The following is a 19,609-nucleotide window of genomic DNA, read 5'->3' as shown; positions in this document are numbered from 1 at the left end:
CAGGGTTGCAATCGCCGCCATCCTGTCAGTCCGTCGCGACGACCGGCGCGCATGGCGGCGACCCGCCGATAGACTGGCCGCGATCGGTCGCCCGATCGGTCGCCCGGTCCGTCGCTCGACGCGACGGACCGGGCGAAGGCGCGCCGCTACGGGATGTGCTTGAACCGGATGATGCTGCGCGACAGGCGGCCGTCATCCCAGTTGGGCATCACGCGCCAGGGAGTCGTGACGTCGGCGTAGTCGCCCTCGATATGGATGGTGCGGCGCTGCTCGGTGCCGACCCATTCGGGCGCCCACGCGGTCTGCACGCTGGTGACCCACTGGTCACCCTCGATCCGGTAGCGGCCGATATAGGCGACGAGGGTCTTCATCAGCGCGGCCCGCTCGGCGTCGGTGGTCGCCGGCGTGCGGGCGCTGCCCTCGAGGTTGAAGGCGACCCAGCCGTCCTTGGTGAAGATGACGCGACCGCGCGGCGTGCCGCCCATGGCGTCGACGAACGTGCCGGTCTCCTTGTCCTCGACCTTGTAGGAGACGAGTTCCCAGGTGCCGACGATCCGGTCCGCCAAGCGCGCCCCGACCACCGCCGCGCCGACGCGGTCCGGCGCGGAGGCGCTCCAGGCCAAGTCGGCCGCCAGGAGACCGGAAAGCGCCAGGAGGGTACGGACGGCCGCGGCGGCCGATCGTTGTGCGGGCATGGTCTGGACCGGGGACTCGCGTGTCGCGGCGCCGGAACGCGCCGCCACCGCGTTCTGCGGGCCGGCACGGCGCGTTCCAAGCGCCGCGCGAGCAGTGCTGGTAGACCGTCTGCGCGCTTGCGGCCGTTGCCGCGGGCGAGCCGTCGTCAGCCGCCGTTGCGGGCCATGCGGGTCGTGACCGTGCCGGCGGCGAGGCTCGGCAGCGGGTCCTGCGTGCCGCTGACGACCACCAGCCGCTGAACCTCGCCGCGCAGGAAGGCCTGGAGGAACCGGTCGTAGTCGCGGAACGACACGCAGCCGTTCGAGTCGCCGCGCGGGCCCAGCATATAGGTGTGTGCCAGCAGGCCGACACGGCCGTAGACCGCCTCGTTGCCGCCGACCGGCGTGAGGCGGATCGCCCGCACGCCATGGAAGGGCCGTTCGCGCTCGGTGAGATCGTAGGTGCCGGGCGGAGTCGGGCCGCGCATCCGGACGTTGACGAAGCGCGGCTCGTCCATCCCCTCGCCCAGGCCGGAATGCGCCTCCAGGCGCTCGCCGTTCGGAAGGGTCACGGTCCGGGCGGCGATGTTGTAGACCGCGATGCCGGCCGAGGGGCCCGGATCCCGGGCCGGGGCCAGCGGCGGCGAGACGCGCTGCTGCGGCGGCGCGACGTCGGCCGGCTTGCTCTCGAGCGCCGTGTAGGCCAGCGCCGGTCCGCGCTCGATGCCGAACAGCTTCTCGATGAACGAGCGCTCTTCGGGTTGGGGGATAGGCTGAGCCGCCGGCGGCATCTCGCGGCGCGCCATGCGCCGGTCGGACCGCCGGGCGAGTGCGGTGCCCGCGGGCCCGCGGAACTCGGGCGGACGGGGGATCGGCAGCGGGACCACCATCGCGCTGAGCGGTGTCTCGGTGACCTGCGTTCCGGGCTGCGCGTCGGCGCCGGCATCGGCGCCTTCGGGGACGGGTTCGGGCGTCAGCGAGGGTGGGGCGATCTGATTCCAGGCCCATCGTGACTGCGAATTGCCGAGGGCGTCGCGACCGGGCTCGGGCGATTCGGCGGCCTCCGGCTCGGCGGCGGCGGTCTCGGCCCTGTCCTCCGCGGACGGTGCGGGCACCGGCGCTTCCGTCCGGGCGTTCTCGATGCCGGTTACCGGGACCGGGGCGCGATGCAGGACGCTGCCCCCGAGGGCGGCGAGCGTCACCGCGCCGGTGAGCACCGTCAGGGGCGCGAGCCACGTGCTGCGCGCGTTCCGGGTCTTGAGGCCGTCCAGCGGCACGGATTCGACAGCCATCGCGGTTGCCCATGCTCCTCGTCGCGAGGCGGGGCTTGCCGGCTGCCGCCCTCCGCACAGGCTGCGGATCCGCGACGGGCGGACCGGCCCCGCTCAGCGTGAGACAGCGGGGTCGGGCCGGCTTTTCTGGGGCGATGCGATGGTCGATCTTGGCTCGATCGGGACCATTTTCGGGCGCGCCGCCGCAGTTCTCGCAATACGTCTCGGTCTATTCGAGGCCGAGATACTGCTAATTGTTGTCGATCTGGCGCCCGAGGATGGCGATCGCCTTCTCGTAGACCGGCGCCGCGTTCCAGCCCTGGATCGCCGCGAAGTTCGGCTCGCCGGGCTGGTAGCCGGCGCCGGCTCGCCAGCCATGGGCCTTGAGGAAATTGGCCGTGGACGACAGGGCGGCGCCGACGTTGTTGAGGTCGCCGGTGCCGTAGGCCAGCACGTTCTTCGGCAGGAACTGGGTGTGCCCGACCTCGCCGTGCGCCGCGCCGCGGGTATTCGGTGTCAGGAGCCCGCGATCGACCAGGGTCAGCGCAGCGTAGAGCTGGTCCGTGAAGTATTCGGAACGGCGGCAATCGTAGGCGAGCGTCGCGACCGCGGAGAGCGTGTTGACGTTGCCGCGCACCGCGCCGAAGCCGGTCTCCATGCCCCAGATCGCCAGGAGCGGGCCCGGCGGAACGCCGTAGCGCTGCTCGATCGAGTCGAAGAGGGCCGCGTTCTGCTGCTTCAGGGCGCGGCCCCGCTTGACGATGGTCGGGCCGCCGCGCTTGGCGAGGAACTGCTCCAGCGACAGCTTGAAGCTGTGCTGCCCCCGGTCCGCCGAGATGGTGGCGGTCGAGTAGGTGGTGTTCTGCAGCGCCGCGAGGCTGGCCGCGCTGGCCCGCCCGCGCGCCTCCTCGGCGAATTGCCGCTTCCACGCATCGAAGCCGGCCGCGGTGTTGCCGCACTGCGCGGCCTGCGCCTGCCCGGCGCTGAGAGCGATCCCGGCGATGGCCGCGACCGCGATGGTCTGACGCCGCAAATTCTCGATCACGCGAAACACTCCTTCGGCGCGTCGTCGCGCCCTGTCCTGCTGGGGATACCGGGTCACATCTCGTCGATATCAGGGCGAGAAAATGTCGAAGGCGCGACCTGCAGGCTTCCCGCCCTCAAATCATCGCGCATCTCGGGATCTGCGACGAGGCCGCAACGGCAGGGTGTTCGGAGCATCGTGAACACCGCGTGTGCGAGAAGACGAAGCACGGCCGATGCGCGGCCGAGGCGTTCGTCAACGGGCAAGATCAGGTAGCTCGAAGGGTCGCAAATCACCCCTCGTGCATAGATGTGGCGCGCGGCACATCAGTATTTTGCCAGCAAATGGAATGGCCGTTGGCGTGTTTGACGGATATGTCACAAGCTTGTCAAACGAACGACATAGCTTTGCCGGCGGAAAGACTTCTGCGGAGAGGCGGCGTGGGGTCGTTGATGATCCGGGCGGCGTGGCACGATCGAGATCCCGCCTCCCTCGCCCATTGTGATCGCCCCCTGCCTTGTCGCGACGCCGCTCGGCGCTCTCGAGGCGGACAAGCGCGAGCCCTTGGCCGGATCTTGGTCTGACCAAGCGGACGCGCAGTGACGCGAACTGAGCTGGTGAACGCCTGCCTCAGACCTGCAGCCGACGGTCGAGGCGAGCCGTCGGGCCGACCTAGCCGACAACGAGACAGGACGCCCATGGCCCTCGGAATGCACGACACCGGTTCCTCGCGCGCGGGCACGCTCGGGCCCGATCTCGACCGCGACGGCGTCGCCAAGGCCTACGGCCGCTGGGCCCCGGTCTACGATCTGGTCTTCGGGCCCGTCTTCGCGCAGGGCCGTACCCTGGCGGCGGCCGCCGCCGAACGGATCGGCGGCCGCATCCTGGAAGTCGGCGTCGGCACCGGCCTGTCGCTGCCGGCCTACAGGCGCGCCCGCAGCATCGTCGGCATCGATATTTCGGCCCCCATGCTCGAGAAGGCGCGTCAGCGCGTGGCGCGGCTGCGTCTGCGCAACGTGGAGCGCCTCGCCGTCATGGACGCCGAGCAGCTCGACTTCCCGGACGCCGCCTTCGACGTGGTGGTGGCGCAGTACGTCGTCACGGCTGTCCCCAATCCAGAGGCGGCGCTGGACGAGTTCGCCCGGGTGCTGCGCCCCGGCGGCGAGATCGTGATCACCACGCGGATCGGCGCCGAGGCCGGCCTGCGGCGCGCGGTGGAGCGCACCCTCGCTCCGGTGACGAGCCGCCTCGGATGGCGGACCGAGTTCGCCTGGGAGCGCTACGCGGCCTGGGCCGCCGGCGCGCCGGTGGAGATCGTCGAGCGCCGGGCGCTCCCGCCGCTCGGCCACTTCTCCCTGCTGCGCCTGCGCAAGCGCGCCGCCTGAACGCGCATCAGCTTCGACCAACCCACCACCATCGATCGGGGACCCACATCATGGCGAGTTTTCGGGAGGCACTGCGCGTCCAGCGCTGGGACGACCACCGCTATTATCACCACAACCGCGTCAATCAGAGCTTGCACGTGGTGAGCGCGATCAGCTTCCTGGTCGCCTACGCCCTGGCGTTCAGGGATCCGGCCACGGCGGCCCTGATCGGCTGGCTGGTGGCGATGACCTCGCGGCAGGCCGGCCACCTGTTCTTCGAGCCCAAGGGCTACGACCACGTCAACGACGCGACCCACGAGCACAAGGAGGAGATCAAGGTCGGCTACAACCTGCAGCGGAAGGTCGTGCTCCTGGCGATCTGGGCCCTGTCGCCCCTGCCGCTCTACTTCGACCCGAGCCTGTTCGGCCTGATCGCGCCGCACCAGAGCACCGCGGACCTGATCCGCAACGTCGGCTGGATCTGGCTGTGGCTGGCGCTCGCCGGCCTGCTGTTCCGGATGGTGCAGCTCTTCGTCCAGCGCGACATCCAGACCGGCCTCGTCTGGGTGACCAAGATCCTCACCGACCCGTTCCACGACATCAAGCTCTACCACAAGGCGCCGCTGGCCCTGCTGCACGGCGAGCTGGTCGAGGAGCGGGAGCCGCACGAGCGCGGCGCCTGAGCATAGGTCGCGCGCCGGGCCCGTCGCCCGGCGCGCCGGATTAGCCCTTATCCGGTGCCCGCAGGCCCAGGCGGGCCCCGAGGCCGCCCAGACGGATGGCCGCGACCTCCCGCAGGATCGACCGGCGGATCGCCCTGTTGCTCGGCGCGCCGCCGTCCCACCAGCCGTCCGCCCGCATGGCCCGCGCCGCCGCCTCGAAGCGCGACGCCACGGCCTCGAAGGCCGCGTCGTCGTACGCGAGGCTGAAGATCATCCGGCCGGTCCCGACCCACGACAGGGCCAGCCCCTCGGCGCGCAGGTAGAATTGCAGCATCCAGTTGTAGCGCGACGGCTCGGTGTACAGGATCGTCCACACCGTCGACATGTTGGCGACCCGCACCGGCAGGCCGGCCTCCGCCAGCCGGGCGTTCAGGTGACGCGCGCGCGCGTCCCAGGTCGCGTCGAGGTCGGCGTAGAGTGCGGCCACCGCCGGGCTGTCCAGCCGGTCGAGGAACGCGCCCATCGCTCCCATCACGTAGGGATGGGCGTTGAAGGTGCCCCGCGCGAAGCAGATGTCGACGGGCCGGTCCTCCCTGTACCGGCGCATCAGGTCGGCGCGCCCGCAGAGGACGCCGACCGGCAGGCCGCCCCCCAGGGTCTTGCCGTAGGTGACCATGTCGGCGCGCAGGCCGAAATACGCCTGCGCGCCGCCGCGGGCGAGCCGGAAGCCGAGGAAGACCTCGTCGAGGATCAGCACGATGCCGCGGGCACTGCACACCGCCCGGAGGTCGTGGAGCCATTTGGTGTAGGCGGCGCGGTCGAAGGACGCCCTGCGGCCGCTGTCGACCAGCGCGGAATCGGCCGGCGCGCCGGCATTCGGGTGCATCGCCTGGAGCGGGTTGACCAGGACGCAGGCGACGTCGCGGCGGCCGGCGAGCACCCGCAGCGTCCGTTCGGACATGTCGGCCAGGGTGAGCGTGTCGCGGGTCGGGACCGGGTTGCCGATGCCCGGCTGCACCTCGCCCCACCAGCCGTGATAGGCGCCGCACAGGCGGACGATCCGGCGGCGGCCGGTGTGGTAGCGGGCGAGCCGCACGGCCTGCATCACCGCCTCGGTCCCGGACATGTGGAACGAGACCTCGTCGAGGCCCGAGATCGCCTTCAGCCGCGCGACGTTGCCGGTGACGACCGGGTGGAGCGGCCCGAGCACGGGACCGAGGGCCGAGACCCGCGCCGCCCCCTCTTCCAGGCAGGCCCGATAGAAATCGACGCCGAACAGGTTCACGCCGTAGGAGCCGGCGAGGTCGTAGAAGACGTTGCCGTCGAGGTCCGTGACGGTGACGCCGGCGGCGGCGGCCGCGAAGGCGCCGGTGCCGAGATGGGCGCGCACGTGCCGGGCGTACTGGAACGGCACCCGGTAGAGCCCGGTGAACTGGAGATCCGAGAGCCCGTCGCGGACCGCCTCGGTCTCGGCGCGTGTCCGGGCGAAGCGCGCCCGGAACAGGTCGGACAGCCGCGCGAAGCCGGCCTCGCGCCGGCGCGCCACCGCCTCGTCCGGATCGTCCGACCGGAAGAAGGCGCGCTCCGAGTAGGCGTAGTTCGGGATCAGCCCGGCGACGCGCCGGGCCATGCGGGCGTGGCCGGTGAGCGAGCGATGCTTCGCCCGGGAGAGCTGCAGGCGCTCGGCCGCCCGCGGCAGGGCGAGCACCGCGGCGACGGTGGTGGCGGACAGGGTGACGAGGAGCGCGGACATCGCCCCGCGCCCTACCGGAGGCGGTTCACGGCATGATGACGGTTTCCGGATCCCGGCTGCGGACGGTCCTGGCGCGTGTCGGGGCGCAGGAGGATCTCAACTTCCTGCTGACGAACCGCCTGCCGCGCCGTCTCGCCACCCGCTTCATGGGCTGGTTCAGCCGGATCGAGCAGCCGCTGATCCGCGACCTCTCGATATCGACCTGGCGGCTGTTCTGCGACGTCGACCTCCGCGACGCGCGGGAGACACGCTTCCCCAGCCTCCACGCCGCCTTCGTGCGCGCCCTGCGTCCCGGTGCCCGGCCGATCGCGGCCGATCCGGCCGTGCTCACGAGCCCCAGCGACGCGATCCTCGGGGCCCATGGGCGCATCGAGGCCGGCCGCCTGCTCCAGATCAAGGGCCTGTCCTACCCGCTCGCCGACCTGCTCGGCGGGGACGTCGCGCTGGCGCGCGCCCACGAGGGCGGCAGCTACGCCACCCTGCGCCTGACGGCCGGGATGTACCACCGATTCCACGCGCCGCACGACCTGCGGGTCGAGGCGGTGCGGCATATCTGGGGCGACACCTGGAACGTGAACCCGATCGCCCTGAAACGCGTCGAGGCGCTGTTCTGCCGGAACGAGCGCGCCGTCCTGCGCTTGCGCCTCGCGGAGGGCGGCCACGCGGTGACGCTGGTGCCGGTGGCGGCCATCCTCGTTGCCGGGCTGCGGCTCGGCTTCCTGCCCGAGGGTCTCGCCCTGCGCGAGACGGGCGGACGGACCCTGCCCACCGCGGCGCGCCTCGCGAAGGGCGCCGAGATGGGCTGGTTCGAGCACGGCTCCACCATCGTGGTGCTGACGCCGCCCGGCTTCACGCTCTGCCCCGGGCTCGCCGTCGGATCGATCCTGCGGGTCGGCGAGCCCCTGATGCGGCTGCCACCGCTTCCCGGATCGCCCGGCCCCTGAGCGTGTCGCCTCAGGCGGCCCGCACCGCCGCCAGGTACTCCGCGACCGCCGCGTTCAGGGTCTCCGACTGTCGCGACAGGGCGGTGGCCGCGTCCAGGGCCGCGGCCGCGGTCCGGCCGGTCTCGCCCGCGGCCTGCGTGATGCGCCCGATCGTGACCGTGACCGCCTGGGTGCCGTCGGCGGCCTGGCTGACGTTCCGCACGATCTCCTGCGTCACCGCCTCCTGCTCCTCCATCGCGGCCGCGACGCCCGTGGCGATGGTCCGAAGGTCCAGGACAGCGGCGGTGATCGCCTGGATGACGTCGACCGCGCGGTGGGTCTCCTTCTGAATGGTCGCGACCTGTTCGGAGATCGTCTCGGTCGCCCGGACGGTCTGCGCCGCCAGCGCCTTGACCTCTGTGGCGACGACGGCGAAGCCGCGTCCCGCCTCCCCGGCGCGGGCCGCCTCGATGGTGGCATTGAGCGCGAGCAGGTTCGTCTGCGCGGCGATCCCGGCGATCAGGCTGACCACGGTCCCGATCCGCTCGGCGCCGTCGGCGAGGCTCATCACGAGGGTGTTCGTCTCCGACGCCTCAGTGGCCGCGCGCCGGGCCATGTCCGAGGAGCGCGTGATCTGGCCGTTGATGGACCCGATCGGCGTGGCCAGTTCCTCGCCGGCCGCCGCGACGGTCTGAACGTTGACCGCTGTCTGCTCGGCCGCCGAGGACACCTGGAGCAGCTGCGTCGCGGTCTCGCCGGCGCTCCGGTCCATCGTCGCGGCGGCGGCTTCCATAGACGAGGCGCTGGCGGACAGCGCCTCGGTCAGGCGATCCATCCGGGCACGGAACGCCGCGGTGGCGCTGTCCAACGTCTCGGCGCGGCGCGCCTTCGCGGCCGCCTCGTTGGCGGCGGCAGCATCCGTCGCGCGCTTCGCGACGAGCGCGTCCTTGAAGACCTGGACAGCCTTGAGCATCGCGCCGATCTCGTCGCCGCGGTGCGCACCGTCGATCCGCACGTCGAGGTCGCCCGCGGCGAGACGGGTCATCGTCGCCGTGGTCCGCGCGATCGGGCGGGTGACTTGGACGAGGATCACGCGGATGCCGTACCCGACCGCGAGCGCGGCCACGGCGAGTGTCGCGAAGAGCAGGACTCGCAGGCGCCGCGCCATCGCGTCCGCGCGTTCGAACTCGGCGCGGGCCTCGCGGACCTGCAGGTCGGACAACTCGCCGATGGCCGCCGTCGTCGGACCCATCGCGCGGAGCAGATCGATCCGGGTCGCGGTCACAGCGTTGAGGTCCCCCTTCGTCAAGGCGCGGACGAGGTCGGTGACGATCGCCACGTCTCGATCGAATCGCGTCGTCAGGCTCGCGACGAGCTGTGCCTCCTCGGGCGTGAGGTACGTGGTCAGGTAGGCGGACCAGGCTTCCTTCGCCCGTGCCAGCTGGCGATCGAGGATCGTCACAGCTTCGGCCGCCTGAATCGCGTGGAACTCGAAATCCCGCGTCGCGGTCAGCATGGCATCGAAGGCATCGCGCATCGCGCCGAACTGGCTGAGCGGCATGACCCTGTCGGCGTAGATCGATTCGAGGCCCCGGAAATCTTTGTAGAGCGCGTAATTGCTGAGCGCTGCTGATCCTACGAGGAGTGTACCCAGCACCCCGAGAAGCGCGAAAAGCCTACCTTTGATCGTGTGAATCATCGATGGCGACCGTATCGTAGTCGGAGTCTCGAGCAACGATGGCGGTCTAACACTCTGCATGAGCGTTTCAAGAATTTTCGTGTACTTCGAGACGGCGATGCCGTGGAGATTTCACCACGTAAGATCTGTTTTATCGGAAAAAGGACAGTTTCATTGAGATAATGACTTATTCATTGGTCCGATCGTGCGAGCAATGCCAATTCTGTTCCTCGAATGGACGTTGAAGCGCGGGCGTTCAGGTGATGCGTCCAGTTCGATGCCGGCGGCTCCGTGAACGCGGCGCAGCACCACAGCTACGACTCGCGCACAGCGCCGTCGATTCTGCGGAACGGTGTCCTGCTGTAGCCCGGCGTACAGACCTTCGGGTGGCGGGCCGCGTTCGACGACGAAGTTTGCCGCTCAGCGCTGCACGGCCTCGATATCATCCTCGTAGATCGAGTCCGGCTGGCAGGCGTGCCATTCCTTCTTCTCGTCCGCCTGCCCCTTGCGGCCCCAGCAATAGCCCGCCTGCGCCAGGCGTCCGCTCAGCCGATCGCGCAGCCGACACTGCTCACGCGTGATGGCGGGATCGCCGGTGCTCTCGCAGGCGCGTGCGGCGTTCGCCTCGGCCGTCAGCAATTCCGGGACGGTCGGAAGCTGCTGCTGGGCGCGCGCGCCCGTGGCGGCGAAGACCAGAGCGAGGACGGCGAGATCGGCGCGCATGGGCGCACGATAATCGAGCTCCGGCGTTCCGCAACCGCGGGCCAATCTACGCCGGCGCCTTCGGGGCCGTGGCCGCCGAGGTCGGCTCGTTGCTTCGGCCATCGATCGATCGCTCGTGGACTCTCCGCGAGCCGGTCATCACCCTGTGGCGGCCGCGCGGACATGCGCGAACAGGCCGCTCCCGCCGCGCTCGATGTCCTCGCGCACGGCATCCCGGGCCGCCTCCGGGTCACCGCGGCGCAGGGCGTCGATGATGCGGCGATGGGGGTGCGGTTCCCAGTCGGGGACGCCGTCATCGTAGAGATGCGACAGGATCGGGCCGCAGCGCACCCACAGCAACTCCACGATCTCGTACAGGATCGGCATCTGCCCGAGCCTGCACAGCGTCAGATGAAACTCGGTGTTGAGGTTCACCGCCCGCGCGAAGTCGCGGCTCGCGTGACAGTGCGAGATCTGCGCGTGGATCGCCTCGAGGTCGTCGACCTCGGCCGCGCGGCTGGCTGCCCCAGCGGCGGCGGCACGCCCCTCGAGATCGGTGCGGATCGCCCGGATCTCCAGGAGCTGATCCAAGGTCAGGCGGGGCACGACGACGCTGCCGCGCGCGTCGAGGGCGAGGGCCTTCTCGGCGACGAGCCTCAGAAGGGCCTCGCGCATGGGGGTCGCGCTGATGCCGAACCGGGCCGACATCGGCCGGAGCCGCAGGCGCGTGTCGGGTCGCAACTGCCCGCGCATCAGCGCGACGCGCAGCTCGCGGTAGGCCCGCTCGCTCAGGCTCTCCTTGACGATCGGACGGACCCAGTCCGGCACGATATCGCCTGTTTCCGGTTCGGACGCCGAAGCGCTTGACATATTCCTCCCCTTCGTCCGATGTTTGTTATAACAAATTACGTCTAGCGTCGACGGCACGTGCCGCGAGGCAGGCCGCCGGGCCGGCAGGCTCGGCGGGAGACAGGGGACGGAAATGCTTGCGTTGCGCAAGGCGACCGCCGCCTTCGGGGCGGACCTCGTCCACGTCGATGCGCCCGCTGCCCCGGGCACGGGACGCGTCACCGTCGCGGTCGCCGCGGCCGGCATCTGCGGCAGCGACATCCACGCCTTCGAGTGGACCCCGGGCTACGGGTTCATGACCGCGTTCATGCCGGTCACTCTCGGTCACGAGTTCTCCGGGACGGTCCGGGCGGTGGGGGACGGCGTGACCGCGCTCGCGGTCGGCGACCGGGTCACCTGCTGGCCGACGGTGCCGTGCGGCGCCTGCGCGGCCTGCGCCGCCGCGCGGCCGCAGGATTGCCAGGGCCGCCGCATCGTCGGCCTGCACGCTGACGGGGCCTTCGCCGATCAGGTCGTCGTCCCGGCCGATAATTGCCGCCGCCTGCCGGACGGGTTGCCGCTGACCGTCGCGGCCCTGGCCGAGCCGCTGGCGGTCGCGGTCAACGCGGTGGACGTCGCGGAGGTCGGTCCCGGCGACCGCGTGGCGGTGCTCGGGCCGGGCCCGATCGGCCTCTGCATCGCCTTCGTGGCACAGCAGCGGGGCGCGGACGTGCTGCTCGCCGGGCTCGACGACGCCGCGCGCCTCGACCTCGCCCGGCGGATCGGCATCCGTCACACGGTCGATCTCGCCGACATCGGCCTGGACGACGCCGTCCGGCGCGCCTTCGACGGGGAGGCCGACCGGGTGGTCGAGGCGACCGGTTCCGCCCGGTCGGTCAGTGACGGGTTGGCCGTCCTGCGCTCGGGCGGCGTGATGGTGGTGGCCGGCATCCATTCCGGCTCCCTCGACCTCGACCTGACGGGTTTCGTGCGCAGCAAGAAGCAGCTGCGCGCGGCCCACGACACGACGGCGCGCGCCTTCGACGCCGCGCTCGCGCTCCTCGCGGCGCATGCCGGGACGCTGGCGGCGCTGATCACCCACCGCCGCCCCCTCGCGGAAGCCGGGGCGGCGTTCGAGCTGGCGCGCAGCCGGCAGGCCATGAAGGTGCTGCTTCTCCCGGAAGCGGCGGCGAGCCGGGAAACGGAGCGATGAACATGGGCATGCGAGCCGTGATCGCCGACGGACAGGGCGGTCCCGAGGTCCTCCGGATCGTCGAGCGTCCGCGCCCGGAGCCGGGACAGGGCCAGGTGCTCGTGCGCGTCGAGGCCGCGGGCATCAACCGTCCGGACGTGATGCAGCGCGAGGGCCGCTACCCGCCGCCCCCCGGCGCCTCGGACGTGCTCGGGCTCGAACTCGCCGGGATCGTCGAGGCGCTCGGGCCCGGCGCGGGCCGCTTCCGGATCGGGGACCGGGTGATGGCGCTGGTCCATAGCGGCGCCTACGCCGAGTGGGCCGTCGTCGACGAGGCGGTCGCGCTGCCCGTGCCGGCGGGCCTCCCGGCGGTCGAGGCGGGGGCGATCCCCGAGACCTACTTCACCGTCTGGAGCAACGTGTTCGAGCGCGCCCGGCTGCAGGCGGTCGAGAGCCTCCTGATCCACGGCGGCTCCTCGGGTATCGGCACCACGGCGATCCTGCTGGCGAAGGCCCGGGGCGCCCGGGTGATCGTCACCGCGGGCTCGCCCGAGAAATGCGCGGCCTGCCTGACGCTCGGCGCGGACGCGGCCATCGATTATCGGCGGGAGGATTTCGTCGCCGCGGCCAGGGCCGCCACCGGCGGGAGCGGGCCCGACGTGATCCTCGACATGGTCGGCGGCCCTTACATCGCCCGCAACCTCGATGCCGTGGCGGTCGACGGGCGCATCGCGCAGATCGCCTTCCAGCAGGGCTCGCGGGTGGCGGAGATCGACTTCCAGCCGCTGCTGATGAAGCGGGTGACGCTCACGGGCTCGACGCTGCGCGCCCGGCCGGTGGCCCTGAAGGCGCGCCTCGCCGAGGCCCTCGCCGAGCACGTCCTGCCGCTGCTCGCGGCGGGCCAAGCGCGGCCGCCGATCGATTCCGTGTTCCCGTTCGAGCGGGTCGCGGAGGCCCATGCCCGCATGGATGCGGGCCAGCATATCGGGAAGATCGTCCTGTCGATGTGCGACGCCGCGCAGGGGAGCCGCTGATGTCCGAGATGTCCGAGCGCGCCAACATGACCGGTGCCCACGCCCTCGCGGCCGCGCTCCACCGGCACGGCGTCCGCGACGTGTTCGGCCAGAGCATCCCCTCGGCGCTGTTCCTGGCCGCGCCGCACCACGGCATCCGCCAGATCGGCTACCGCACCGAGAACGCGGGCGCCGCCATGGCCGACGCCTACGCGCGGATCTCCGGCCGGGTCGCGGTGGTCGCGGCCCAGAACGGGCCCGCCGCGACCCTGCTGGTGCCGGGCCTCGCGGAAGCCCTGAAGGCCTCGATCCCGGTCGTGGCGATCGTCCAGGACGTCCACCGCCGCTTCACCGACCGGAACGCCTTCCAGGAACTGGACCACCTCGCCCTGTTCGCGGGCGTCGCCAAGTGGGTCCGCCGGGTCGCGGTCGCCGAGCGCATCGACGACTACGTCGACATGGCCTTCGCGGCCGCGGCCTCCGGGCGGCCCGGGCCGGCGGTGCTGCTGGTGCCCCTGGACCTCCTCGACGAGCGGCCGGACTTCGAGGCCGCCGCGCCGCGCCGGTCGGCGAGCCTGGGCACCTACCCCCTCGACCGCACGGTCGCCGACCCGGCCCGGATCGCCGAGGCCGCGGACCTGATCGCCGGCGCGCGGCGTCCCCTCGTGATCGCGGGCGGCGGCGTCCATTCCTCCGGGGCCTACCCGGAACTCGCCGCCCTGCAGGGTCTCGGACTGCCGGTCGCCACCACGGTGATGGGCAAGGGGGCCGTCGCCGAGACCGACCCGCTCTCCGTCGGCGTCGTCGGGTACTTCATGGCGCCGCGGGCGCGCTCGTCCCACCTGCGCAGCCTCGTCACGGAGGCCGACGTCGTCCTCCTCGTCGGAAACCGCACCAACCAGAACGGCACCGACAGCTGGTCGCTCTACCCGGCGGACGCCCGCTTCATCCATCTCGACGTCGACGGGGGCGAGGTCGGCCGCAACTACGAGGCCCTGCGCCTCGTCGGCGACGCCAAGCTGACCCTCGCCGCCCTCGCCGAGGCGCTCCGGCAGCGCGACCTCGCGGGATTGGAGGGCCGCCACGCGCCGCTCGCCGACACGATCGCCCGCGCCCGCGAGGCCCAGGCCGGCGACATGGCCCGCCTCGTCGACATGGAGGCCGCGCCGATCCGGCCGGAGCGGATCATGGCGGAGATCGACGCGGTCACGACCGCCGAGACCGTCGTCGTCGCCGATGCGAGCTACGCCTCGATCTGGATCGCCAATTTCCTGACGGCGCGGAAGGCCGGCCAGCGCTTCCTGACGCCGCGCGGCATCGCGGGCCTCGGCTGGGGCCTGCCCTTCGCCCTCGGCGCCAAGGCCGCCCGCCCGGACGCGCCTGTGATCTGCGTGACCGGCGACGGCGGCTTCGGCCACGTCTGGGCGGAGCTGGAGACGGCGCGGCGCATGCGGCTGCCGGTCATCGTCGTCGTCCTGAACAACCAGATCCTCGGCTACCAGAAGCACGCGGAGCTGAGCCTGTTCGGCGACTTCACCGACGTCTGCGACTTCGAGGCGGTCGACCACGCCGCCATCGCGCGGGCCTGCGGCTGTGCCGGGACGCGGGTCGAGCGCCCCGAGGATCTCGCACCGGCGCTGCGCGACGCGCTCGCCGGCGGCGCCGTGACGGTGATCGACGTGATCACCGACCAGCGCGCCTACCCGCCGATCACCAGCTTCGAGGGCAAGGACGCCCTCGCCTACTGACGCCGACGATTGACCCGACCGAAAGGCGCGCGAAGCGCCGGGTCGACGACTGACACGGGAGGAAACAATGAGAGTTCTGGCGCGTGCACTCGCCGCCGCCCTCGTGCTGGGCGCCGCGGCCCAGGCGGCGGGACCGACGACGGCCCGAGCCGCCGACGTGAAGTTCGGCGCGCTCTTCCCGTTCAGCGGGCAGCTCGCCCTGCTCGGCGAGGAGAGCGCCCGGGGCGTCGAGATCGCCGTCGACGAGATCAACGCCGCCGGCGGCGTCCAGGGGCAGAAGGTGGTGCTCGCCCGCGGCGACGCCGTCGACAACAACCAGGCGATCGGCGAGGCACGCCGCCTCATCTCCCTGGAGAAGGTGGCGGCGATCTTCGGCTCCTACTCGTCCGCCCGCTCCATCGCCGCGAGCCAGGTGGCCGAGCTGTCCGGCATCCCGTATTTCGAGCTCGGCGCGGTGGCCGAGGAGGTCACCGGGCGCGGGCTGCAGTATCTCTACCGCACCAACCCGACGGCCGAGGACATGGCCAAGCTCGCGGTGGAGATGATCGTCAACAAGGTCGCCGCCGGGCTCGGCAAGAAGCCCGAGGACCTGAAGATCGGCATCATCTACGAGGATTCGAGCTACGGCACCTCGGTGGCGGGCTTCCAGAAGAAGTTCGCCGCCCAGGCCAAGCTCAACGTCGTGACCGCGCAGGGCTACCCCGCTTCGACGGTCGACATGTCCTCCCTCGTCCTCGACCTGAAGGGGCGCGGCATCGACGTCCTGCTCCAGACGTCCTACCAGAACGATTCCGTGCTGTTCCTGCAGCAGGCCAACGAGGCGGGCTTCAAGCCGGGCGCCATCATCGGCGGCGGCGGCGGCTACTCGATGCAGCCCACCGCCGACGCGGTCGGCCACAAGGTCATCGAGGGCGTGCTCGACACGGATTTCACCCAGTACCTCGTCAACACGAAGTACACGCCCGGTATCGAGAACTTCGTCACGGCCTATCAGAAGAAGTACGGGAGCGCCCCGCGCTCCGGGCACTCCCTGAACAACTACGTCGGCGCCAAGCTCATCCTCGAGGCCATCGGCAAGGCGAAGGGCTTCGAGCCCGACACCATCGTCAAGGCCGTCCAGGCCATCGACGTGAAGGACGGCGTTACCGCGGTCGGCTACGGGTTCAAGTTCGGCAAGAACAACCAGAACGAGCGCGCCGCGATGATGGGCATGCAGTGGCAGGGCGGCAAGCTCGTCACGGTCTATCCCGACAGCGCCGCCGTCGCGCCCATGGAGATGCGCAAGTAACCGCAGGTCTCCGAAGGTAACAGCGCCGCCGTCACGCAGGTCCACGGAGATCGGGGATGGACGTCTTCCTCCAAGTGCTCGCCAACGGGGTGATGCTCGGCGGCCTGTTCGCGATCGTCAGCGTCGGGCTGACCCTGATCTTCGGCATCGTGAAGGTCGTGAACTTCGCCCACGGCGAGTTCCTGATGGTCGGGATGTACCTGACCTATCTCGCGGTGACCGGGCTCGGGCTGCACCCCTTCGCGGCGGTGATCCTCGTCGTGCCGGTCCTGTTCCTGCTGGGCGCCCTCACCCAGCGGTTCCTGATCCAGCCCCTGCTCGCCGCGGGCGACCATCACATCCAGATCTTCGCCACGGTGGGCCTGTCGACGGTGCTGATCAACCTCGCCCTCCTCGTCTTCGGGGCCGATATCGCCAACACGCCGCCATCGGGCCTGCGCCAGCCGCTGGAGATCGGCCCGGTCCGGGTGCTGCTCGGGCAGGTGGTGATCCTCGGCTCCGCAATCGTGCTGGTGGCGGGGCTCCAGGTGTTCCTGGCGCGCACCCGCACGGGCCGGGCGATCCGCGCGGTCGCCCAGAACCGCGCGGCGGCCGAGCTGATGGGCATCGACGTCGACCGGATCTACGCCCTGACGTTCGGCATCGGCGCGGCCTGCGTCGGGGTGGCGGCGGTGCTGATCGCGCCGCTCTACCCGACCTCGCCCAACAGCGGCACCTACTTCGTGCTGATCGCCTTCGTGGTCGTCGTGCTCGGCGGCCTCGGCTCCATCCGCGGCGCCTTCGTCGGGGCGATCCTGATCGGCCTGATCGACAGCGTCACGGGCTTCTACGTCGGCGCCGACATGCGCGAGGTCGCGGTCTTCGGCGTGTTCCTGGCGATCCTGATCCTGAAGCCCTCGGGCCTCTTCGGGCGGCAGCTGCGGCTGTCCCACGTCTCGCCGTGAGGGAGCCCGCGATGACCGATATCCCGCTCGCCGCAGCACCGTCCGCGGCCCCGACAGCCGCACCGTCCGCCGCATCTTCCGCCGCATCGTCCGCCTTCCCGCGCCGGGGCGCGGCGGCGCTGGCGCTCGTCCTCGCGGCCCTGGTGGCGGTGCCGGTCGCGATCGGCAACCCGTTCATCTACCACGTCTTCATCACGATCTGCGTCTTCGCCGCGCTCTCGACCGCCTGGAACATCGTCGGCGGCTACGCCGGCCAGCTCTCCCTCGGCCACGGCATCTTCTACGGTCTCGGCGCCTATTGCGGGATGCTGCTCGTCGGCGCCGGGATCAGCCCGTGGATCGGCATGGTGGCCGGCGCCGCCCTCGCCGTGCTGGTGGCGCTGGCGATCAGCTACCCGTGCTTCCGGCTGCACGGGCCGTTCTTCTCGCTGGCGACCATCGCCTTCCTCGAAGTCTTCCGCGTCCTGGCGCTGCATTTCCGGGACCTGACCGGCGGCGCCACCGGTCTGATGATCCCGCTGAAGTTCGGCTGGACGTGGATGGTGTTCCGGGACCGCTGGCCGCCGCTGGCCATCGCCTTCGGGCTCCTCCTGCTGACCCTGGCGGTCGCGTGGTGGATGCGCAGCCACCGGATCGGCTTCTACCTCGTCGCCACCCGCGAGCGGGAATCGGCCGCGCGCGCCGCGGGCGTGCGCACGGTGCGGGTGCGGCTCGTCGCCGTGGCGGTGTCGGGGGCGCTCACCGCGATGGTCGGCACCTTCCACGCCATGTACCTGACCTTCATCGAGCCGGCGGCGATGTTCTCGCTGACCCTGTCGATCCAGATCGCGATGTTCGCGCTGATCGGCGGACTCGGCACGGTGTTCGGGCCGCTCCTCGGCGCGCTGCTCCTCGTGCCGATCACCGAGCTGGCCCGCGGCTGGCTCGGGGCTAAGGCTCTGGGGCTCCACGGCCTCGTCTACGGCCTCGTTCTGGTGCTCGTCGTCCTGTTCCTGCCCAACGGGCTGATGGGCCTCGTGTCCCGCTTCGCGCGGGCCCGCGCGGGCGGCCGCGGCGCGCAGGCGGCGTCGGTTCCGGCCGTTCCGCGGGCCCCGGAGCGGCCGCCGGTCGGCGCGGACCTGATCCGGGTCGAGGGCCTGCAGAAGCGCTTCGGCGGCCTGCACGTCACCAACGATGTCGGCTTCACGCTCCGGGAGGGCGAGATCCTCGGCCTGATCGGCCCCAACGGGGCGGGCAAGACCACCGTCTTCAACATGATCTCGGGCTTCCTCAAGCCCGATGCCGGCACGGTGAGCGTCCGCGCGCCGGACGGGACGTGGCACCGGCCGGGCCGGCCGTCGGATTTCGCGACGCTCGGCGTCGGCCGCACCTTCCAGATCGTGCAGCCCTTCGCGGCCATGACGGTCGAGGAGAACATCATGGTCGGCGCGTTCCACCGCCACAGCGACGTCCGCGAGGCCCGGGCGGTCGCGCGCGAGACCGCCGAGCGGATGGGGCTCGCGCCCTGGCTCGGGAGCGAGGCGCGCGGCCTCACCATCGGGGGCCTCAAGCGGCTCGAGGTCGCCCGCGTGATGGCGATGCGCCCGCGCGTGCTGCTGCTCGACGAGGTCATGGCCGGCATCAACCAGACCGACGTGCGCCGCGCCATCGACCTGATGCTGTCGATCCGCGACACCGGCGTCAGCATCATCGCGATCGAGCATGTCATGCAGGCGGTGATGGCGCTCTCCGACCGGGTGATCGTCCTGAGTTCCGGGCAGATCATCGCCCAGGGCAGCCCGCAGGACGTGGTGCGCGAACCCGCCGTGATCGAGGCGTATCTCGGCAAGGAGTTCGCCCATGCTCACGCTTGAGCGCGTGGATGCTGGTTACGGCGCGACCAGCATCCTGCACGCCGTCTCGCTCGAGGTGCGCGCCGGCGACGTGGTGACGATCGTCGGCGCCAACGGGGCCGGCAAGACGACGACGCTGCGGACCATCGCGGGCCTGGTGAAGCCCACCCGCGGCCGGATCCTGTTCGAGGACGAGGACGTCACCCGGCTCTCGGGCCACGAGATGGTGGCGCGCGGCGTCACCCTGATCCCGGAGGGGCGCCAGCTCTTCCCCGAGATGACGGTGCGGGAGAACCTGCTGATGGGCGCCTACCGCCGCGCGGCGCGCGAGCGCCAGTCGGAGACGCTCGCGGACGTGCTCGACCTGTTCCCGCGGGTGCGCGAGCGCCTCGACCAGAATGCCGGCTCCCTCTCGGGCGGCGAGCAGCAGATGGTGGCCATCGCCCGCGGGATGATGGCCCGTCCCAAGCTCCTGATGTTCGACGAGCCCTCGCTGGGCCTCGCGCCGATCGTGGTGGCGCAGGTCTTCGCGGTGGTCGACCGGATCGTGAAGACCGGCGCCACCGTCCTGATCGTCGAGCAGAACGTGTTCCACACGCTGCAGGTGGCCGACCGGGGCTACGTTCTGGAGAACGGCGAGATCGTCCTCGCCGACGCGTCCGCGGCCCTGCTCGACAACGACCACGTCCGACGCGCCTATCTGGGGATCTGAG

Annotated in this window: 17 protein-coding genes; 10 read left to right on the top strand and 7 right to left on the bottom strand. The window is 71.3% G+C overall.

What is annotated here, in order from left to right:
- Window positions 1–146 precede the first annotated feature (146 nt).
- From BMY19_RS05265 to BMY19_RS05255, 3 genes are all read right to left on the bottom strand, one after another.
- Complete coding sequence (locus BMY19_RS05265) at window positions 147–695, bottom strand: lipocalin-like domain-containing protein (RefSeq protein ID WP_244534837.1); 549 nt, start codon at window positions 693–695, stop codon at window positions 147–149.
- A 146-nt stretch (window positions 696–841) separates the two neighbouring features.
- Window positions 842–1,966: a DUF2778 domain-containing protein gene (locus BMY19_RS05260; protein ID WP_100251076.1), complete on the bottom strand. Its 1,125-nt coding sequence runs from the start codon at window positions 1,964–1,966 to the stop codon at window positions 842–844.
- 229 nt (window positions 1,967–2,195) lie between these two features.
- Complete coding sequence (locus BMY19_RS05255; protein ID WP_056521389.1) at window positions 2,196–2,990, bottom strand: lytic murein transglycosylase; 795 nt, start codon at window positions 2,988–2,990, stop codon at window positions 2,196–2,198.
- Between the two features lie 677 nt (window positions 2,991–3,667).
- Here BMY19_RS05255 and BMY19_RS05250 point away from each other — a divergent pair.
- Together BMY19_RS05250 and BMY19_RS05245 are read left to right on the top strand one after the other, a co-directional pair.
- Window positions 3,668–4,354 (top strand): class I SAM-dependent methyltransferase, encoded by a 687-nt coding sequence (locus BMY19_RS05250; RefSeq protein WP_020091710.1) that lies wholly within the window; start codon window positions 3,668–3,670, stop codon window positions 4,352–4,354.
- Window positions 4,355–4,404: 50 nt separating this feature from the next.
- The gene (locus BMY19_RS05245) at window positions 4,405–5,016 is read left to right on the top strand and encodes a hypothetical protein (RefSeq protein WP_100251075.1); all 612 of its coding nucleotides are present in this window, start codon (window positions 4,405–4,407) and stop codon (window positions 5,014–5,016) included.
- Window positions 5,017–5,056: 40 nt separating this feature from the next.
- On the opposite strand, the gene BMY19_RS05240 is transcribed toward BMY19_RS05245, so the two are convergent.
- Window positions 5,057–6,748 (bottom strand): aminotransferase class III-fold pyridoxal phosphate-dependent enzyme, encoded by a 1,692-nt coding sequence (locus BMY19_RS05240; protein WP_100251074.1) that lies wholly within the window; start codon window positions 6,746–6,748, stop codon window positions 5,057–5,059.
- A gap of 32 nt (window positions 6,749–6,780) precedes the next feature.
- On the opposite strand from BMY19_RS05240, the gene asd reads away from it, so the two are divergent.
- The gene (gene asd / locus BMY19_RS05235) at window positions 6,781–7,692 is read left to right on the top strand and encodes an archaetidylserine decarboxylase (RefSeq protein ID WP_100251073.1); all 912 of its coding nucleotides are present in this window, start codon (window positions 6,781–6,783) and stop codon (window positions 7,690–7,692) included.
- 10 nt (window positions 7,693–7,702) lie between these two features.
- On the opposite strand, the gene BMY19_RS05230 is transcribed toward asd, so the two are convergent.
- The 3 genes from BMY19_RS05230 to BMY19_RS05220 all read right to left on the bottom strand — a co-directional run bounded on the left by BMY19_RS05230 (window position 7,703) and on the right by BMY19_RS05220 (window position 10,921).
- Window positions 7,703–9,370: a methyl-accepting chemotaxis protein gene (locus tag BMY19_RS05230; protein ID WP_100251072.1), complete on the bottom strand. Its 1,668-nt coding sequence runs from the start codon at window positions 9,368–9,370 to the stop codon at window positions 7,703–7,705.
- A gap of 399 nt (window positions 9,371–9,769) precedes the next feature.
- On the bottom strand, window positions 9,770–10,072 hold the full coding sequence (locus BMY19_RS05225) for a hypothetical protein (protein ID WP_020091704.1): 303 nt from the start codon (window positions 10,070–10,072) through the stop codon (window positions 9,770–9,772).
- Window positions 10,073–10,210: 138 nt separating this feature from the next.
- Window positions 10,211–10,921 carry a GntR family transcriptional regulator gene (locus BMY19_RS05220; RefSeq protein ID WP_026604719.1) on the bottom strand — a complete coding sequence of 237 codons (711 nt, stop codon included), beginning with the start codon at window positions 10,919–10,921 and terminating at the stop codon, window positions 10,211–10,213.
- Between the two features lie 112 nt (window positions 10,922–11,033).
- Here BMY19_RS05220 and BMY19_RS05215 point away from each other — a divergent pair, with 112 nt between their 5' ends.
- From BMY19_RS05215 to BMY19_RS05185, 7 genes are all read left to right on the top strand, one after another.
- Window positions 11,034–12,092: a zinc-dependent alcohol dehydrogenase gene (locus tag BMY19_RS05215; RefSeq protein WP_100251071.1), complete on the top strand. Its 1,059-nt coding sequence runs from the start codon at window positions 11,034–11,036 to the stop codon at window positions 12,090–12,092.
- On the top strand, window positions 12,089–13,105 hold the full coding sequence (locus BMY19_RS05210; RefSeq protein WP_100251070.1) for an NAD(P)H-quinone oxidoreductase: 1,017 nt from the start codon (window positions 12,089–12,091) through the stop codon (window positions 13,103–13,105). Before BMY19_RS05215 ends, BMY19_RS05210 begins: the two co-directional genes overlap by 4 nt.
- Window positions 13,105–14,832, top strand: a complete 1,728-nt coding sequence (locus BMY19_RS05205; protein WP_100251069.1) for an acetolactate synthase catalytic subunit — start codon at window positions 13,105–13,107, stop codon at window positions 14,830–14,832. The genes BMY19_RS05210 and BMY19_RS05205 overlap by 1 nt, the downstream gene beginning before the upstream one ends.
- 67 nt (window positions 14,833–14,899) lie before the next feature.
- The gene (locus tag BMY19_RS05200; RefSeq protein WP_100251068.1) at window positions 14,900–16,120 is read left to right on the top strand and encodes an ABC transporter substrate-binding protein; all 1,221 of its coding nucleotides are present in this window, start codon (window positions 14,900–14,902) and stop codon (window positions 16,118–16,120) included.
- A gap of 56 nt (window positions 16,121–16,176) precedes the next feature.
- A complete protein-coding gene (locus BMY19_RS05195) occupies window positions 16,177–17,064 on the top strand; it encodes a branched-chain amino acid ABC transporter permease (RefSeq protein WP_100251067.1) in 888 nt (295 codons plus the stop codon).
- 11 nt (window positions 17,065–17,075) lie between these two features.
- Window positions 17,076–18,917 (top strand): branched-chain amino acid ABC transporter ATP-binding protein/permease, encoded by a 1,842-nt coding sequence (locus tag BMY19_RS05190; protein ID WP_244534836.1) that lies wholly within the window; start codon window positions 17,076–17,078, stop codon window positions 18,915–18,917.
- On the top strand, window positions 18,904–19,608 hold the full coding sequence (locus BMY19_RS05185) for an ABC transporter ATP-binding protein (RefSeq protein ID WP_100251066.1): 705 nt from the start codon (window positions 18,904–18,906) through the stop codon (window positions 19,606–19,608). Before BMY19_RS05190 ends, BMY19_RS05185 begins: the two co-directional genes overlap by 14 nt.
- Window position 19,609: the final 1 nt, after the last annotated feature.

The organism is Methylobacterium sp. UNC300MFChir4.1 (assembly GCF_900110155.1).
Classification (GTDB): Bacteria; Pseudomonadota; Alphaproteobacteria; order Rhizobiales; family Beijerinckiaceae; genus Methylobacterium.
The sequence above is the reverse complement of the archived record's forward strand: the minus strand, read 5'-3'. Positions and strand labels throughout refer to the sequence as shown.

Excerpts from the sequence above, each read along its gene's own strand:
- BMY19_RS05265 (WP_244534837.1), bottom strand. The coding sequence starts at position 695 with ATGCCCGCACAACGATCGGCCGCCGCGGCCGTCCGTACCCTCCTGGCG.
- BMY19_RS05260 (WP_100251076.1), bottom strand. The coding sequence starts at position 1,966 with ATGGCTGTCGAATCCGTGCCGCTGGACGGCCTCAAGACCCGGAACGCG.
- BMY19_RS05250 (WP_020091710.1), top strand. The coding sequence starts at position 3,668 with ATGGCCCTCGGAATGCACGACACCGGTTCCTCGCGCGCGGGCACGCTC.
- BMY19_RS05245 (WP_100251075.1), top strand. The coding sequence starts at position 4,405 with ATGGCGAGTTTTCGGGAGGCACTGCGCGTCCAGCGCTGGGACGACCAC.
- BMY19_RS05240 (WP_100251074.1), bottom strand. The coding sequence starts at position 6,748 with ATGTCCGCGCTCCTCGTCACCCTGTCCGCCACCACCGTCGCCGCGGTG.
- asd (WP_100251073.1), top strand. The coding sequence starts at position 6,781 with ATGATGACGGTTTCCGGATCCCGGCTGCGGACGGTCCTGGCGCGTGTC.
- BMY19_RS05230 (WP_100251072.1), bottom strand. The coding sequence starts at position 9,370 with ATGATTCACACGATCAAAGGTAGGCTTTTCGCGCTTCTCGGGGTGCTG.
- BMY19_RS05225 (WP_020091704.1), bottom strand. The coding sequence starts at position 10,072 with ATGCGCGCCGATCTCGCCGTCCTCGCTCTGGTCTTCGCCGCCACGGGC.
- BMY19_RS05220 (WP_026604719.1), bottom strand. The coding sequence starts at position 10,921 with ATGTCAAGCGCTTCGGCGTCCGAACCGGAAACAGGCGATATCGTGCCG.
- BMY19_RS05215 (WP_100251071.1), top strand. The coding sequence starts at position 11,034 with ATGCTTGCGTTGCGCAAGGCGACCGCCGCCTTCGGGGCGGACCTCGTC.
- BMY19_RS05210 (WP_100251070.1), top strand. The coding sequence starts at position 12,089 with ATGAACATGGGCATGCGAGCCGTGATCGCCGACGGACAGGGCGGTCCC.
- BMY19_RS05205 (WP_100251069.1), top strand. The coding sequence starts at position 13,105 with ATGTCCGAGATGTCCGAGCGCGCCAACATGACCGGTGCCCACGCCCTC.
- BMY19_RS05200 (WP_100251068.1), top strand. The coding sequence starts at position 14,900 with ATGAGAGTTCTGGCGCGTGCACTCGCCGCCGCCCTCGTGCTGGGCGCC.
- BMY19_RS05195 (WP_100251067.1), top strand. The coding sequence starts at position 16,177 with ATGGACGTCTTCCTCCAAGTGCTCGCCAACGGGGTGATGCTCGGCGGC.
- BMY19_RS05190 (WP_244534836.1), top strand. The coding sequence starts at position 17,076 with ATGACCGATATCCCGCTCGCCGCAGCACCGTCCGCGGCCCCGACAGCC.
- BMY19_RS05185 (WP_100251066.1), top strand. The coding sequence starts at position 18,904 with ATGCTCACGCTTGAGCGCGTGGATGCTGGTTACGGCGCGACCAGCATC.